15 protein-coding genes and 1 pseudogene are annotated in these 15,559 nt (G+C 68.1%); 12 read left to right on the top strand and 4 right to left on the bottom strand.

All coding sequences use genetic code 11. The features are described 5' to 3' along the window. Window positions 1-87 precede the first annotated feature (87 nt). From CUJ89_RS28250 to CUJ89_RS28225, 6 genes are all read left to right on the top strand, one after another. Window positions 88-1,152: a helix-turn-helix domain-containing protein gene (locus tag CUJ89_RS28250; RefSeq protein WP_114180591.1), complete on the top strand. Its 1,065-nt coding sequence runs from the start codon at window positions 88-90 to the stop codon at window positions 1,150-1,152. Next, window positions 1,101-2,417, top strand: coding sequence for an Nramp family divalent metal transporter (locus CUJ89_RS28245; protein ID WP_114180590.1), 1,317 nt, complete (start codon window positions 1,101-1,103; stop codon window positions 2,415-2,417). Before CUJ89_RS28250 ends, CUJ89_RS28245 begins: the two co-directional genes overlap by 52 nt. Window positions 2,418-2,498: 81 nt before the next feature. Then, window positions 2,499-3,089, top strand: a complete 591-nt coding sequence (locus CUJ89_RS28240) for a phosphatase PAP2 family protein (RefSeq protein WP_114180589.1) — start codon at window positions 2,499-2,501, stop codon at window positions 3,087-3,089. 442 nt (window positions 3,090-3,531) lie between these two features. After that, window positions 3,532-4,320 carry an SDR family oxidoreductase gene (locus tag CUJ89_RS28235; RefSeq protein WP_114180588.1) on the top strand — a complete coding sequence of 263 codons (789 nt, stop codon included), beginning with the start codon at window positions 3,532-3,534 and terminating at the stop codon, window positions 4,318-4,320. A gap of 37 nt (window positions 4,321-4,357) precedes the next feature. After that, a complete protein-coding gene (locus CUJ89_RS28230) occupies window positions 4,358-5,374 on the top strand; it encodes an NADP-dependent oxidoreductase (protein ID WP_114180587.1) in 1,017 nt (338 codons plus the stop codon). A 196-nt stretch (window positions 5,375-5,570) separates the two neighbouring features. Further along, window positions 5,571-6,092, top strand: a complete 522-nt coding sequence (locus tag CUJ89_RS28225) for a thioesterase (protein WP_114180586.1) — start codon at window positions 5,571-5,573, stop codon at window positions 6,090-6,092. Window positions 6,093-6,158: 66 nt separating this feature from the next. Here CUJ89_RS28225 and CUJ89_RS28220 read toward each other — a convergent pair whose 3' ends face one another. The 4 genes from CUJ89_RS28220 to CUJ89_RS28205 form a co-directional block, all read right to left on the bottom strand. After that, on the bottom strand, window positions 6,159-7,214 hold the full coding sequence (locus tag CUJ89_RS28220; RefSeq protein ID WP_114180585.1) for an AI-2E family transporter: 1,056 nt from the start codon (window positions 7,212-7,214) through the stop codon (window positions 6,159-6,161). Window positions 7,215-7,463: 249 nt separating this feature from the next. Beyond that, entirely contained in the window at window positions 7,464-8,048 is a 585-nt protein-coding gene (locus CUJ89_RS28215; protein WP_114180584.1) for a YSC84-related protein, read from the bottom strand. Window positions 8,049-8,112: 64 nt separating this feature from the next. Then, complete coding sequence (locus CUJ89_RS28210; protein WP_114180583.1) at window positions 8,113-8,499, bottom strand: DUF883 family protein; 387 nt, start codon at window positions 8,497-8,499, stop codon at window positions 8,113-8,115. 285 nt (window positions 8,500-8,784) lie between these two features. Continuing rightward, window positions 8,785-10,644, bottom strand: a complete 1,860-nt coding sequence (locus tag CUJ89_RS28205; protein WP_114180582.1) for an ExeM/NucH family extracellular endonuclease — start codon at window positions 10,642-10,644, stop codon at window positions 8,785-8,787. A gap of 179 nt (window positions 10,645-10,823) precedes the next feature. Here CUJ89_RS28205 and CUJ89_RS28200 point away from each other — a divergent pair. The 6 genes and pseudogenes from CUJ89_RS28200 (at window position 10,824) to CUJ89_RS28175 (ending at window position 15,549) form a co-directional block, all read left to right on the top strand. Continuing rightward, window positions 10,824-11,172: pseudogene (locus tag CUJ89_RS28200) on the top strand (YciI family protein). Between the two features lie 125 nt (window positions 11,173-11,297). Next, window positions 11,298-11,720, top strand: coding sequence for a YciI family protein (locus tag CUJ89_RS28195; protein WP_114180581.1), 423 nt, complete (start codon window positions 11,298-11,300; stop codon window positions 11,718-11,720). 26 nt (window positions 11,721-11,746) lie between these two features. Next, window positions 11,747-12,163, top strand: coding sequence for a VOC family protein (locus CUJ89_RS28190; RefSeq protein ID WP_114180580.1), 417 nt, complete (start codon window positions 11,747-11,749; stop codon window positions 12,161-12,163). After that, entirely contained in the window at window positions 12,160-13,428 is a 1,269-nt protein-coding gene (locus CUJ89_RS28185) for an RNA polymerase sigma factor (RefSeq protein ID WP_114180579.1), read from the top strand. Before CUJ89_RS28190 ends, CUJ89_RS28185 begins: the two co-directional genes overlap by 4 nt. A gap of 238 nt (window positions 13,429-13,666) precedes the next feature. Next, entirely contained in the window at window positions 13,667-14,089 is a 423-nt protein-coding gene (locus tag CUJ89_RS28180; RefSeq protein ID WP_114180578.1) for a rubrerythrin family protein, read from the top strand. 122 nt (window positions 14,090-14,211) lie between these two features. Then, a complete protein-coding gene (locus CUJ89_RS28175) occupies window positions 14,212-15,549 on the top strand; it encodes a heterodisulfide reductase-related iron-sulfur binding cluster (protein ID WP_114181606.1) in 1,338 nt (445 codons plus the stop codon). Window positions 15,550-15,559: the final 10 nt, after the last annotated feature.

The raw sequence follows: 15,559 nt of genomic DNA, 5'->3' as shown, positions 1-15,559 counted from the left end.
AGAAGAAGTCGAAACGAGTCGGGGGCTTGGCCAGTGAATGCAGCAGATCAGAGGTGGGTCGTTATCTATTTGAGTACGGGGTTTTCCTTGGCCCAGGCCGCGCGTCTCGGCGAGGCCTTCAATCTGGCGAATCGCCTGCATGCGTTCAGTGCGGATTACCAGTTGAAGTACGTATCCGAAAGCGGGGGACTGTTGCAGTCGTCGTCCGGCGTGAGAATCGCGGCCGATCCGTTCGGCGACGAGCACGGCCGCCGTGCGCTCGCGTTCTTTCATCTTCACGGCGACCGCGCGGCCGTCAACTGGGACGACGCATTGCAGCGGCGCCTGACCGACATTCGCCATCATGCGCGCTGGATCGTCGACGCGATGAACCTGCCCGCGCTCGCGGCCGCGCAGCGGCCGTCGGCGACAATCGGCGTGCGGCCCGGCAGGGCCGGGCGCCGTGCCGCCACGACGGTCGAACTGCAGGCCGGCGAGACCGACGTGTTTGCCGCCGCGCTCGACATGTTCCGCGACGATCTCGGTGACAGCGCCGCGCAGGAGATCGCCAGCAACATGCTGCGGCCGTTCGAGCAACGCTATGCGCAATCGATGTGGGCGTTTCGCGAACTGAGCGCGAGCCCGTCGATCCGGATGTCGGCGCAGCGGCTGCGCGCGCAGAGCGTGAACCGCATCTCGATCGCGAACGCCGCGCAGGCCGCCGCGATGAGCGAGCGCAATTTCCTGCGGCGCTTCAAGAAGGAGATCGGCGTGACGCCGACCGAGTTCGTCCAGCACGTGCGGCTCGAGCGCGCATGCCACATGCTGATCCATACGACGCTGCCGGCCGACAAGGTCGCGCGCCGCACGGGGTTCGGCAGCGGCGAGCGGCTCGCGAAGCTGTTTCGCCAGCGCCTGCTGATGTCGCCGACCGAATTTCGCGTCGCCGAGCGGGAAAAGATCCTCACCCGCGGCGTCGCGTCGCCCGATGCGGACGACGGGCCCGCATCCGCGTTTTGCGATGGCGATGGGGCAGTTTGCGGCGCGTGCGCCGACGCGCGGGAGAAAACGGGGCGGATACCCGTAAAATCGTCCTGTCGCGATCTCGATCCCCGGTTTCCATGCCCTTCCTCCCCACTACCGCTACCGCCCCTTTCTGCCCGTCGGAAGTAAAGGGCAGCATCACGATCGACGCCGGCGCGCCGCGCTGGCAGAAGCTCAAGCGTTTCTTCGGCCCCGGCCTGCTCGTCGCGATCGGCTACATGGATCCCGGCAACTGGGCGACCGATATCCAGGCCGGCTCGCAGTTCGGCTATTCGCTGCTGTGGGTCGTTGCGTTCTCGAGCCTCGCGGCGATCTTCCTGCAGATGCTCGCGGCGCGGCTCGGCCTCGTCGCGGGCAAGGATCTCGCGCAGGCCAGCTACGACCGCTACGGCCGGTTCGGCCGCATCGTGCAATGGGTGACCGCCGAAGTGTCGATCATCGCGTGCGACATCGCGGAAGTCCTCGGCTGCGCGCTCGCGTTCAAGCTGCTGCTCGGCGTGCCGCTCGCGTGGGGGATCGTGCTGACCGCGCTCGACACGGTGATCGTGCTCGGCCTGCAGGGCAAGGGGGTCCGGCAGATCGAGGCGATCGTGCTCGGGCTGATCGCGACGATGGCGTTCTGCTTCGTCGCGCAGGTCGCGATCACGCCGCCCGACTGGCACGCGGTGGTCGGCGGGCTCGTGCCCGGCGATCCGGGCCACGACCGCAAGGACGCGATCGTGCTCGCGCTCGGCATCGTCGGTGCGACGATCATGCCGCACAACCTGTATCTGCATTCGTCGGTCGTGCAGACGCGGCATGTCGTCGGCGGCGCGCGCGGCCTGGTCCGCGACACGCTCGCACTCGTGCGCATCGATACCTGCGTGTCGCTGTTCGTCGCGATGCTCGTCAATGCGGCGATCCTGGTCGTCGCGGGCGCGGCGTTCCATGCGACGGGCCAGCACAACGTGACCGACATCGAGCAGGCCTACAAGCTGATCACGCCGATCGCCGGCGGCGCGGCCGCGCTGCTGTTCGGCATCGCGCTGCTCGCGTCGGGGCAAAGCTCGACGCTGACCGGCACGATCGCCGGCCAGGTGATCATGGACGGCTTCCTGCATACGAAGATCCCGTGCTACCAGCGCCGGCTGATCACGCGCGGGCTCGCGCTCGTGCCGGCGCTGATCGGTGTGCTGTGGCTCGGCGACGGGTCGGTCGGGCAGTTGCTCGTCTGGAGCCAGGTGCTGTTGAGCCTGCAACTACCGTTCGCGATGTGGCCGCTGATCCGGTCGGTCAGCGATCGCAACACGATGGGCGAGCACACGATCGGCCGCGGGATGCAGGTTGCCGCGTGGGCGCTGTTCGTCGTCATCACCGGCACGAACCTGCTGCTGATTACCGGTGTCGCGGGCTGATACAGCCTGAAACAGGCTGAAACAGAGGCGTCGCGGGCGTGCGGTAAACTGCGGCCTTTCAGCCCCCTTTTGAAGTGCGTCATGTGGAGTGAAATCAGCAACATCGGCGATGCCGCGCTGACCTTGCCGATCGCGGTGACCTGCGCGGCGTGGCTCGCGCTGACCGACTGGCGCCTCGCCGTCCGTTGGGGCGTGCTGCTCGCCGCCGGCATGGGCCTGGTCGGCGCAACGAAGATCCTGTATGCCGGGTGCGGCATCGAGATCCCGCAATTCGATTTCCGCGTGATCAGCGGCCATACGATGCTGTCGACGTCCGTGTGGACGGTCGCGCTGTCGATGCTGTGGCAGGCGTTCCGGCCGGGGAAGGCGCCCGGCATCGTGGCCGGGCTGGCCGTCGGGGCGGTCACGGCGGTTGCGCGCGTATTCGATCACTCGCACACCATGCCGGAAGTCGTCGTCGGCTGGATGCTCGGCGCACTGGTCGCGCTGGTGTTCCTGCGCGGCTACGACGGCGCGCGGCAGCGCGCGTTCTCGCCACGCGTCGCGGCGGTCTGCCTGTTGCTCGTGTCGGGCATCGCGTACGGCCACCGTGCGCCGTTCCAGCAGATGATCGACACGCATTCGCCGCAACTCTGCGCGTTCGTGCGCGCACCGTCGGGCGACGGATTCTGACGATTGTTCATGGCGGCGCTCCCGCGCCCTGTGTCGCCGCCGGCGATCGCCCGGCGGCTGCCCGATTCTTCTTCCCGATCGCTTCCTGCCCGCCTCGGAACGCAACGCCCGTCATTCCCCCAAGTCAACGAACCTGCCTGCCCACGGGATCGGCCGCGCTGGTTTGCGCATTGGTGCAGGTACGCGAAGGTCATGAACGAAATCTATGACCGGGCATAACGAATATTCATTTCATCGATTGGCGGCATTCGCGTACGCTGGCTGTCGTTCAACCGGGCCGGCTGCCCGGCGCGCGTCACGTTCATCTCGATATACTCGCGGAAACCGTCCGGCATCCCGTCACGTCGAGGCGCCGCCAACCGGCATGCGTCGGCCGGGATAGGCACGGACAACCCGTCGCAGCAGCGTTCCGCGACGACGATTCACGACAGGAGCCGTTCACATGACAGCCGTTTCTTCGCGCCTCGCCGGCAAGTGCGCATACATCACGGGCGCCGCGGGCGGCCTCGGCCGCGCGATCGCGCGCCGGATGGTCGAACAGGGTGCGCGCGTGTTCGTCACCGACATCGCCGAAACGGCGGTGCTCGACGCCTTCGCGCAGGAACTCAACGCGGGCCACGCGACGCCGGTCGCGTTCGCCGCGACGCAGGACGTGCGCGACGAAGCGCGCTGGCAGGCGCTGCTCGCGCAGGCGAACGATGCGATGGGCGGGCTGTCGGTGCTCGTCAACAACGCGGGCGTCGGCTCGATCGGCTCGCCCGCGCAAATCGAGCTCGACGAATGGCGGCGCGTGATGGCGATCAACGTCGAAAGCATCGTGCTCGGCTGCAAGCATGCGCTGTCGTACCTGGGGGCGAGCCGTCCCGCCTCGATCATCAACATTTCGTCGGTGGCCGCGTTCAAGGTCGAGCCGGATTTCACCGCGTACAACGCGTCGAAGGCGGCGGTCGCGTCGCTGACGAAGTCGGTCGCGATCGACTGCGCGCGCCGCGAGCTCGACGTGCGCTGCAACTCGATTCACCCGGCGTTCATCCGCACGGGGATCGTCGAGCCGCTGTTCCAGACGCTCGGCGAACGCGACGCGACGCGCAAGCTCGCGCGCGGCATTCCGCTGCGCCGGCTCGGCGAGCCGGACGACGTCGCGCATGCGGCCGTGTATCTCGCGTCCGACGAGAGCCGCTTCGTGACGGCCGCCGAACTCGTGATCGACGGCGGCATGTGCGCGGTCTGACGCACACCCTGCATAACAACTACCGGAGGAGAGCATTGTGTCGACACCCGTGAACCGCCAGTTGCTGTTGAAGACGCGCCCGGAAGGGCGGGTCGGCCGCGAACATTTTTCGCTCGTCGAGGCGCCGGTGCCGGCGCTCGCGGACGGCGAGGTGCTCGTGCGCGTGCTGTACCTGTCGATGGACCCGACCAACCGCGTGTGGATGAGCGATGTGCCGCAGTACCTGCCGCCCGTCGCGATCGGCGAGGTGATGCGCGCGCTCGGCATCGGGCGTGTGGTCGCGTCGCGCCATGCGGGTTTCGCGGAAGGCGATCTCGTGCAGGGGCTTGTCGGCTGGCAGGATTACGCGGTCGTGCCGGCCGACCAGGCCGCGCAGATCGTGAAGCTGCCCGCGCAGTCGGGCCTGCCGCTGCCGACGCTGCTCGGCGCGTGCGGCATGAGCGGGCTGACCGCGTACTACGGGCTGACCGACATCGCGCCGGTGCAGCCCGGCGAAACGCTCGTCGTGTCGGCGGCGGCCGGATCGGTCGGCTCGATCGCCGGGCAGATCGGCAAGATCCAGGGCGCACGCGTGGTCGGGATCGCGGGCGGGGCGGACAAGTGCCGCTACCTGACCGAGACGCTCGGCTTCGATGCGGCCGTCGACTACAAGGCCGACGATTTCCGTCAGCAACTGAAGGCGGCGACGCCGGACGGCGTGCACGTGAACTTCGAGAACGTCGGCGGCGAGGTGATGCGCGCGGTGTTGTCGCGGATGGTGATCGGCGGGCGCGTCGCGCTGTGCGGCGTGATCTCGAACTACAACAGCGGACGCGCGGCCGACGACGTCGGCGTGCTGATCTCGAAGCGGCTCACGATGCGCGGCTTCCTGATCCTCGACTACCGCAAGAGCCGCGAAGCCGTGCAGACGCTCGCGGGCTGGCTGCGCGACGGCCGCCTCAAGGCCGACGAGACCGTGGCCGACGGCCTCGAAAATGCGCCCGACGTGCTGAATCGCCTGTTCGACGGCGACCATCGCGGCAAGCTCGTGCTGCGCGTCGATCCGGACGCGTGACCGGTTTGCGATGCCGGCCGCAGGTGGCCGCGAGGGGTGGTCGAATGCGGTGAGTTCGATCAACCGGGCCTCAATTTAGGACTTGTCCCATATATTGTCCCGGCCTCTCTCCCTAAAGTGATTGCCAGCAGACAGGCGGCGTGACCGACGCGTCACGCCGCCTTTTTTTCTGGTCACGCGGCAGAGGAGAGGGAACATGCAGAACGACGCGAAGCGGGTGGCATCGGCATCGGCAGCGATGCGCAATCGAACGGTGTGGCGCGCCGACGCGGTGCGGATGATGGCGATCGGGCTGGGCGTTGCGTTCGCGATGTCGAATGCGATGGCGGCCGGGCAGGCTGCGACGGACGGCATCGTGCGGTTCACCGGCGCGCTCGTCGATCTCTACGACGTGACGTTCGACGCACCGTCAGGCGCGGTTGTCGAAGGATGGGAGGCCACGGGCAGCGGGGCGGCGGCGACGCTCCGGTTCGATGCGCATGGCCGGCGTTTGCCGGGTGCGCATGTGGCGCTGGTCGGGCCCGACGGTACGCCGTTCGCGCCGGCGGCCGGTGCGGGCGTGCGCGCAACGTGGCGCGATGCGCACGACGATCGAAGCGTGCCGCTGGTGTCGGGCCGCGCTTATCGCGTGGGCCCGTATGGCGGCGTGATGACCGTTGCGGCGGATGACGCGACGGGCGCCGCGGCGCCCGTCGTGATCCGCATTCGTCATCCGTGACCGAGGGTTTCGGCAGGTGTGCCGATCACCGGCCGTCGGACGCATGGCACGTGGCCGCGCGCCGCGTCATTCGGCCTGTTCGGCGCGTGCGTAGATGTCCCAGCTCGCCATGAACAGCGCGGCGACGAGCGGCCCGATCACGAAGCCGTTGATGCCGAACAGCGCCATCCCGCCGAGCGTCGAGATCAGCACGACCCAGTCGGGCATCTTCGTGTCCTTGCCGACGAGGATCGGGCGCAGCAGGTTGTCGACGAGGCCGATCACGCCGACGCAGAACGCGACGAGGATCACGCATTTCCAGATCTCGCCGGTCGCCAGGAAGTAGAGCGCGGCCGGTATCCACACGAGGCTCGCGCCGATCGCGGGCAGCAGCGACAGGAACGCCATCAGCGCGCCCCACAGCACGACGCCCTGGATGCCGAGGATCCAGAAGATCAGGCCGCCGAGCGCGCCCTGCACGAGCGCGACTGCGATGTTGCCTTTCACGGTCGCACGCACGACCGTCGTGAATTTCGCCAGCAGCAGGATCTTGTGTTCTTCGTCGAGCGGCAGCGCGCGGCGCACGCGGCGGCCGATCTCGCCGCCGTCGCGCAGCAGGAAGAACACCATGTACAGCATCACGCCGAAGCTCACGACGAACTGGAACGTGTTCTGGCCGATGCTGAGCGCCTGGGTCGCCGCGAACTGGCTGATCTGCGCGGCGCCGTCGGTCAGCTTCTTCTGGATGCCGGGGATGTTGGTCAGCCCGTATTTCTGCAGCAGGTGCTGGATCGACGACGGCAGCGCGTGGATGATGTCCTGGAAGTATTGCGAATAGTTCGGCTGCGCGGTCTTGATTTCCTGGTACACGTACGCGATTTCCTGCACGAGCGTTGCGGCGACGAACACGAGCGGCAGGATCACGATCAGGATGATCAGCGACATCGTCACGAGCGCGGCCAGGTTGCGCCGCTTGCCGAAGCGCGCGGCGAGCCAGCGCTGCACGGGCTGGAACAGGATCGCGAGAATGGTGCCCCAGAACACGGCGCCGGAGAACGGCGCGAGAATCCCGCACATGCCGACGGTGACCGCGAACAGCAGGAAATAGAAGAATTTTTGGTGATCGTGGTGTCCGCTATCCATGGGTGGCATTCGCGCAGATTGATGCTTGGTTTGACTGAATTTGGTTGCTCCGGCCGCGATCGGTTCGCGAACGTTGCGGGTTCGCGGTGAAACGCGCTGCGGGGCGGCCATCCGCCGGGCGGCGCATCCGGAGTATGCCCGCAAAGGTGCCGCCATCATAGCCGCTGCGTGCGACACATGCGAAAACGCCGCGGCCGGGGCCGCGGCGCTGCCGGGAGGCGGGCACGGCGAAGGCCGCGCGCCGCATCGTCAGATATGGAGCTTCGTGACCTTGGTGCCGTTCACCGACAGGTCGCCCATCAGGCCCGCGTTGGTCAGGACCAGCACCTCGACCGGCGCGGTGGCCGTGGTGGTGTCGACCGCGCCGTTCGCGCCGACCTTCACGACCGCGACCGATGCGTCGGCGCCGGCTGCCCAGCCTTCGGACTTGCGGAACGAGTCGAGCGCATCCTGCGTCATGAACAGGAACACGATCGCCTTCGACTGCGCGCCGGCCTGCAGGCCGACCGACAGCGACGACGTGTTGTAGTAGCCGACCGTGCTGCCGCCGACGCGCAGCGAGCCGTTGCCGGACTGGCCGCCGACGATGAAGCCGGCCTGCAGCACGTTCGGGAACACGAGCACGCCGCGCGATTTCGCGACGAGTTCACGCGAACCCGGCACGGTCGAATAGAGGCGCGACAGCGTCGCGTTGACGCTGGCGTCGATCGACTGGCGCTTCGACGCGCTGGTCGACGCGTTTTCGGGTTTGTCGGGCGTGGTGGTGCAGCCGGCGAGCGCGAGGCTGCCGAGCATGACGGCGGCGGCGGCTTTCATGGCGAGGGACTTCTGCATGGCGGTTCTCCTTCGTTGTCTGATTGAGGACGGACGGTGCGGGCAGCGGTGCGGGCAGCCCCGTTCAACGGCGGGCAAGGAGCAGGCCCGCAACGAACGCGAGGCCCGCGACGACGCCGGCGGTTTGCCACGGGTTGTCGTGCACGGCCTGCGACACGCGTTCGGCCGAATCGCGCAGCCGGGCGGCCGCGCTGCCCGACGCGTAGTCGAGCGCGCTGCGTGCTTCATCGAGTCTGGATTGCACGCGCTTGCGCAGCGCGGCGATATCGCCGTCGCCATCGTTTTTCAGCAGGTCTTCCAGTTCGTCGACCAGCCCGCGCAGATCGTCGGTCACGTCGGCATGCAGGTCACGGGCGGCCGAGCGCGTCGTGCGTCCCACGCGCCGGCCGGTGCGACGGATTTCGGACAGACCGCGGTCCAGCTTGTGTTCGATCGAGTCGGTGAGCGCCATGATGTTTATCCTCCTTCGATTCAAGGCCAATTTGAAGATAAGACGAATCCCAGCAATCAATGTGATTCACTTGCCCCAATTGAGTTTCGAGACAATTTTTCAATTCGTTGGCAGGATCGCCGCGGAGCCCCGTCGCGCGGGGCGGTGCGGCGGTTGAAAAAATTTCGCGCTGCGGGCGAAGCAGCGTATCGGGCAGCGGTACGAAGTGATGGCCCGGTAAATATGGCGTCGCCAGGGTCGCCAGGTAAATAGTGCCGTTGCACGCGTTGTGCTGATGCAAATGCACTAGTCCACGCTGTGTCGACGAGCAGGGTTTGTGCCCGGGGCCGGTAATGTGCCGCTATCGTCAAGCGCGATGTCGATCACGACGGGATCGTGGTCCGACGAGCGGTATGCGTCGGGTGCGTAATAAGACGACCGTTGCGCGGACGTTTTGTAATCGGGCACGGGTTGCAGTGCAAACGGTTCATCGGCGTTGATGTGCCATATGTGCACGCCCTTCACGCGCGCGGCGAGCGTCGAGGTGGCGAGCGCGTGGTCGAGGGCGCCGGCTTCGCCGCGAAATACGTAGCTGTACGCAGCATCGCCGACGAAGCGGGCAACCAGGTTCGCATAGCCGCGCGCTTCGAGTGCGCGGACCGGATCTTCCTTCGCATAGCTGTTCAGGTCGCCGATCAGCAGCACGCCGTCGGCCGCGGCGCCCGTCGGCGACGCGGCGAGCCAGTCGGCGATGCGCGTGGCCGCCCGCGTGCGGGCCGCGTTCCAGCAGCCCTGGCCGTCCGACTGGTCGAGGTCGGCGCCGGTCGCGTCCGGGCAGTTCTTCGACTTCAGGTGATTGACCGAGACCGTGAACGCGCGCGTGCCGCCGATGCGCCGGAAGGTCTGCGCGAGCGGCGGACGGTGCCGGCCGCCGAGCGCGATGGTTGCGGCGCGCCCGACCGGCTCGACCGTGCGGCTGTCGTACAGCAGCGCGACCATGATCGCATCGCGGCCGAGCCGCGCGGTGCCCGGATCGACCGCGCGCCAGCCATCGCCAAGTTGCGCGGCGAGACGTCGCACGGCGCTCGCGTCGCCGTGGCCGTTGTTCGCGATTTCCATCAGCCCGATCACGTCGGCGCGCTGCGCACGCAAGGCCGCGACGATCTTCGCTTCCTGCCGCGCGAACACGGCGCGTGTTTTCGCGCCGCGGCCAGCCGGAGCGTCGAATCCGCCGCCATGGCCGTCACCGTTGAAATAGTTGAATACGTTGAACGACACGATGCGCACGTCGGCGTCGGGATGCCGGGCCGGCGCATCGGCACGGGGATTCGCGGCGGCGTCGAACCTTGGCGCCGCGCCGGCGGTCGGTTGCAGCCGCCACGTGCCGTAGCGCAGTTCGAGCACGCCTTCGACGCCGCGCACCGTGTAGCCCGCGCGCAGCGTGTTGGCGGCGCTCAGCGCGGGCGGCGGATAGCGGACGGTCGCGGGGTCGCGGCGGTTCGAGCCGTCGTCGAGCACGATGCGGTTGCGCGCGTTGGCCGCCGCGTGCGCGGCGGCTTCGGGCGGCGCCGCGACGTGGGTCGGGATGCGCAGCCGGCCGTTGCTGAGGACGACGCTGCCGTAGCGGCCGAGTTCGTGCGTGTCGCTGACCGTCAGCGTTTGCGGCAGGCGCACCAGCATGCCTTCGTGCGCGGCCAGCACGGCCGGCGTGTCGACCGGCAGCGTGAGCGTCGCCGGTGTGACCGTCTGCCCGTGTGCGCAGACGGCAATGTTGCCCGACAGCGTGAACTGCGTCCGGCCGTATTGATCGTCGACCCTGCCCGTGAGATGCACGAGATCGCCGGCTTTCGCGCGCGCGTCCGGCGCGTACACGAACACGCCTTCCGGCACGCCCGGCCTGCGCTGCCGCTGCGCGTCGGCCTGCTGGACGAAGAAGCCGCCGAAGCCGTCGGCGCCGCCGAACGCCGCGGTGACGACCGCTTCGATCGATGTGGTTTGCCCGGCCAGCGGCGACGGGCCGCCGGCGCTGCGGAGGTCGGCAATCGACGTGGTTGCGTTGCCGCAGCCGGCGCTGACCGGCGGCGTGGCCGGCCGGACGGAGAGGGTGGCGAGGGCGGCGAGGGCGAGCGACAGCGCAACGGCAAGCGACGGAAGCAGGCGTGACATGGGGTGGTCCACAGGAAGAAAATCCGAAAGTTCGGGAAGGCATCTTGACGGCAAAATGTCAGGAAGCGGCCGAAATGGCCGTTCGGCCAGTGCCGGTCAGCCAACGATGCAGGCAGGCCGCTCCGCGGCTGTTACGCTTTCGCACCGGGCGCCGCATCCCGTTCCCACAGGAGAAGTCCATGTCTTACATGCTGTTGATTGTCGAACCGACCGACCAGCGCGCCGAGCGCACGCTCGACGAAGGTCAGGCGCTTTACGCACGGATGGTCGATTTCGCCGGGACGCTGAAGGCGCGCGGCGTGCTGCGCGGCGTCGAATCGCTGGAGCGCTCCGAGCGCGGTACGCGCGTGCAGGTTCGCGACGGCGAGACGCGCCTGCTCGACGGCCCGTTCGCTGAGGCGAAGGAGATGGTCGGCGGCTTCTTCCTCGTCGACGTCGACACGCGCGAAGATCGAGATCGCGCGCCAGTGTCCGGCCGCGCAATGGTGCACGGTCGAGGTGCGCGCAGTCGGCCCGTGCTTCCTGTGAATGCCGCGACTCGGTATTTACCCTGATTTGTCGTGGCGCGCGTCGATCCGGCCGGGTCCCGCCCGTCGTCCGGATAAGGCGCCGATGAACGGGCGCCTCTTTCCATCGACGACAAGGAGTGAACGATGCGATTCATGATCATGATCCGGGCGAACGCCGTCAGCGAATCCGATGCGTTGCCGGACAACCGGCTGGTCGAGGCCATGACCGTCTATCACGAGGAACTGGCCAACGCAGGCGTGCTGCTCGACGCGAACGGGCTGAGACCGAGCGCGCGTGGCTGGCGCGTGCGCTATACGGGCGGCAAGGGCACGGTGGTCGACGGCCCGTTCACCGAAACGAAGGAGCTGATCGCCGGCTATACGCTGATCCAGGTGCGTTCGCGCGACGAGGCGCTCGAATGGACGCGCCGGTTTCCCGCGCCGTTCGGCGCCGAGATGGATTGCGAGATCGAGGTGCGGCCGCTGTTCGAGCTCGACGACCTCACGCCGAGCGACGCGGTCGAGCGGTTCCGCGAACTCCACGTTGGCCGCAACAACGCCGCCTGAATCCATTACCACCGGGAGCACCCGTCATGCACAAAATGATCTTCGTCAACCTTCCCGTGACCGACCTGCCGCGCGCGAAGGCGTTCTACCAGGGGCTCGGCTTCGAGGTCGTGCCGGCTTACACGAACGACCAGGCCGCCTGCCTCCGGATCAGCGACACGATCTTCGCGATGTTGCTCGTGCGGCCGTTTTTCCAGACCTTCACCGACAAGACCATCGTCGAACCCGCGACGCACGTGCAGGTGTTGTCGTGCCTGTCGTGCGAAAGCCGTGCCGAAGTCGACGAGGTCGTCGCGAAGGCGCGTGCGGCCGGCGGCACCGCGCCGCGTCCTCCGCTGGAGTATCCGGGCATGTACGGCCACGGGTTCACCGATCCGGACGGTCACGCGTGGGAGCTGATGTACATGGAGCAGGACGCGTCCACCCAGGGGCCGGCGTCGTGACGCATGAGGCGACTCATCGTGCGATCGAAGCGGTCTGGCGGATCGAGGCGCCGAAGATCATCGCGCGCGCCGCGCGCGTGGTGCGCGACGTCGGCGTGGCCGAGGAACTGGCGCAGGACACGCTCGTCGCGGCGCTCGAGCACTGGCCCGTCGACGGCGTACCCGACAACCCGGCCGCGTGGCTGATGACGGCCGTGAAGCGTCGCGCGCTCGATCGGGTCCGGCAGGAGTCGCTCCACGCGGCGAAGCGCGACCGGCTCGGCCACGAGATGGATGCGCTCGAAGCGCATGTCGTCCCCGACATCGCGGATGCGCTCGCCGACGCGAGCGAAGACGACATCGGCGACGATCTGCTGCGGCTGATCTTCACGTCGTGCCACCCGGTGCTGTCGACCGATGCACGCGTCGCGCTGACGCTGCGGCTGCTCGGCGGATTGACGACGGGCGAGATCGCGCGCGCGTTCCTGACGCCCGAGCCGACAATCGCGCAGCGGATCGTGCGGGCGAAGCGCACGCTTGCGGCGGCGCGCGTGCCGTTCGAGGTGCCGGCCGCCGATGCGCGGCCCGCGCGGCTCGCGTCGGTGCTCGAAGTGATCTACCTCGTGTTCAACGAAGGCCATGCGGCGACGGCGGGCGACGACTGGACGCGTCCGGCGCTGTGCGACGAGGCGCTGCGGCTCGGTCGCGTGCTGGCCGGGCTCGCGCCGGACGAGAGCGAAGTGCTCGGGCTCGTCGCGCTGATGGAACTGCAGGCGTCGCGCATGCATGCGCGCACCGATGCACAGGGCCGGCCCGTGCTGCTGCTCGACCAGGACCGGAGCCGCTGGGATCCGTTGCTGATCCGGCGCGGTCTCGCGGCGCTCGAACGGGCGACGAAGCTGGGCGGCGTGCGCGGGCCGTATGCGCTGCAGGCCGCGCTGGCCGCCTGCCATGCGCGCGCGCGTCGCGCGTCGGACACGGACTGGGCGCAGATCGTCGCGCTGTATGACGCGCTCGTCGAAGTCGCGCCGTCGCCCGTCGTCGAGCTGAATCGCGCGGTGGCCGTGGGGATGGCGTTCGGGCCGGCCGCAGCGCTCGAAATCGTCGACGTGTTGCGCGCCGATCCCGCGCTCGCGCGCTATCACTGGCTGCCGAGCGTGCGCGGCGACCTGCTGGCGAAACTCGGCCGCGCCGACGAGGCCAAGCTCGAGTTCCGCCGCGCGGCGGAGCTGACGCGCAACGAGCGCGAACGCGAGTTGCTGCTCAAGCGCGCGACGGATGCGTGACGCCTGACACGCGCGCGAGCGCGCTGCCCGGCGCGCCGAACCCGCCCTCCCGACGATCCCCGCTTCCCGTTTCCCGCCCGGCACTATCGCGCGGATTGAAAAAGTCTATTGGGGGATGCGAACGCGAGCGCCTAGATTAAAGAGCACGATGCGCGCGCCCCCGGCAAACGCATCGCTCCCCACATATATCATCGGCCCGGCTTCGCACGCGGCTGCGCCGACTCGAACGGAGGCGCAAATGGCTCAACTCAAGGGCAGCAAAACCGAAGAGAACCTGAAGGCCGCATTCGCGGGCGAATCGCAGGCGAACCGGCGCTATCTGTATTTCGCTTCGAAGGCCGACGTCGAAGGCCAGAACGACCTCGCCGCGCTGTTCCGCTCGACCGCCGAAGGCGAAACCGGCCATGCGCACGGCCATCTCGAATATCTGGAAGCTGTTGGCGATCCGGCCACGGGCTTGCCGTTCGGCTCGTCGCGGCTGAATCTCGAATCGGCGATCGCCGGCGAAACGCACGAATACACCGACATGTATCCGGGCATGGCGAAGATGGCACGCGACGAAGGCTTCGACGAAATCGCGAACTGGTTCGAGACGCTCGCGAAAGCCGAACGCAGCCACGCGAACCGTTATACGAAGGCGCTGGACAGTCTCGTCGATTGACGGGCCGCCGCAGGCCGCACGGCACGACCGTGTGACCGGCAAGCGGCCGGCTATTCGTTCATCGCTGCCCGCATCGCGCGGGCGGCGTGCTCGCGCGCATGCGCGCCACGCTGGAGCGCCCCATGCCCCACAAGGAAGGCAGTCTCGAAGCCCCGACCCGGCATCCGCTCGACTGGCAGTCCGATGCGTTCTACGACCAGGCCGCGATCGATGCGGAAATGACGCGCGTGTTCGACATCTGCGCCGGATGCCGGCGCTGCGTGTCGCTGTGCGGCGCGTTTCCGACGTTGTTCGATCTGGTCGACGACACGTCGATGGGCGACATCGAGGAAGTGCCGAAGGACGCGTTCGGCAAGGTCGTCGACCAGTGCTATCTGTGCGATCTCTGCTACATGACGAAATGCCCGTACGTGCCGCCGCACGCGTGGAACGTCGACTTCCCGCACCTGATGCTGCGCGGCAAGGCCGCGCGCTACCAGCGCGGCGAAGCGCCGCTGCGCGACAAGCTGCTGTCGAATACCGATGCGCTCGGCCATTTCGCGGGCATTCCGATCGTCACGCAGACGGTGAACGCGGTGAACCGCACGCCGCCCGCGCGCCATGCGCTCGAAGCGGCGCTCGGCGTCGACCGCAACGCGTGGCTGCCGGAGTTTGCGCCGCGCAAGTTCCGGCGCGCTGCGAAGCGCTCGGACAACCCGCCCGTGCGCGACGGCGAACGCACGCCCGGCAAGGTCGCGATCTACGCGACGTGCTACGTGAATTTCAACGAACCCGGCATCGGCCACGACCTGCTCGCGATTCTCGCGCACAACGACATCCCGTACGAACTCGTCACGCGCGAAGCCTGCTGCGGGATGCCGCTGCTCGAGCAGGGCAACCTCGCGGGCGTCGCCGCGAAGAAGGCCGTGAACATGCCGGTGCTCGAACGCTATGCGCGCGAAGGCTATGCGCTGATCGGCGCGATTCCGAGTTGCGTGCTGATGTACAAGAGCGAACTGCCGCTGATGTTCCCCGGCGACGAAGCCGTGCGCGCGGTGGCCGACGCATTCTGGGATCCGTTCGAATACGTGATCGCGCGGCATCGCGACGGGCTGCTGAAGACCGATTTCAAGACCGGGCTCGGCACCGTGTCGTATCACGTGCCGTGCCATGCGCGCGTGCAGAACATCGGCCGCAAGACGGCCGATGCGCTGTCGCTCGTGCCCGATACGCGCGTGAATGTCGTCGAGCGCTGCTCGGGCCACGCGGGCACGTTCGGCGTGAAGAAGGAATTCCATGCGGCCGCGATGCGGATCGGCGCGCCCGTGTTCAAGGCGATGGCCGAGCCGAAACCGGATTTCGTGTCGTCCGACTGCGCGCTGGCCGGCCATCACATCGTGCAGGGCATCGACGAGAAGGGCCTGCCGTCCGCGCCGCTCGCGCATCCGCTCACGCTGCTGCGTCGCGCCTACGGCATCTGAGCCGATGCCG

This window comes from Burkholderia pyrrocinia, assembly GCF_003330765.1.
GTDB lineage: Bacteria > Pseudomonadota > Gammaproteobacteria > Burkholderiales > Burkholderiaceae > Burkholderia > Burkholderia pyrrocinia_B.
This window is presented reverse-complemented; position numbering and strand designations above follow the sequence as displayed.

What these genes read in the sequence shown, in the direction of transcription:
- CUJ89_RS28235 (WP_114180588.1), top strand. Translation starts at nt 3,532, where the DNA reads ATGACAGCCGTTTCTTCGCGCCTCGCCGGCAAGTGCGCATACATCACG.
- CUJ89_RS28210 (WP_114180583.1), bottom strand. Translation starts at nt 8,499, where the DNA reads ATGGCGCTCACCGACTCGATCGAACACAAGCTGGACCGCGGTCTGTCC.
- CUJ89_RS28180 (WP_114180578.1), top strand. Translation starts at nt 13,667, where the DNA reads ATGGCTCAACTCAAGGGCAGCAAAACCGAAGAGAACCTGAAGGCCGCA.
- CUJ89_RS28225 (WP_114180586.1), top strand. Translation starts at nt 5,571, where the DNA reads ATGCAGAACGACGCGAAGCGGGTGGCATCGGCATCGGCAGCGATGCGC.
- CUJ89_RS28245 (WP_114180590.1), top strand. Translation starts at nt 1,101, where the DNA reads ATGCCCTTCCTCCCCACTACCGCTACCGCCCCTTTCTGCCCGTCGGAA.
- CUJ89_RS28190 (WP_114180580.1), top strand. Translation starts at nt 11,747, where the DNA reads ATGCACAAAATGATCTTCGTCAACCTTCCCGTGACCGACCTGCCGCGC.
- CUJ89_RS28215 (WP_114180584.1), bottom strand. Translation starts at nt 8,048, where the DNA reads ATGCAGAAGTCCCTCGCCATGAAAGCCGCCGCCGCCGTCATGCTCGGC.
- CUJ89_RS28195 (WP_114180581.1), top strand. Translation starts at nt 11,298, where the DNA reads ATGCGATTCATGATCATGATCCGGGCGAACGCCGTCAGCGAATCCGAT.
- CUJ89_RS28175 (WP_114181606.1), top strand. Translation starts at nt 14,212, where the DNA reads ATGCCCCACAAGGAAGGCAGTCTCGAAGCCCCGACCCGGCATCCGCTC.
- CUJ89_RS28205 (WP_114180582.1), bottom strand. Translation starts at nt 10,644, where the DNA reads ATGTCACGCCTGCTTCCGTCGCTTGCCGTTGCGCTGTCGCTCGCCCTC.
- CUJ89_RS28240 (WP_114180589.1), top strand. Translation starts at nt 2,499, where the DNA reads ATGTGGAGTGAAATCAGCAACATCGGCGATGCCGCGCTGACCTTGCCG.
- CUJ89_RS28220 (WP_114180585.1), bottom strand. Translation starts at nt 7,214, where the DNA reads ATGGATAGCGGACACCACGATCACCAAAAATTCTTCTATTTCCTGCTG.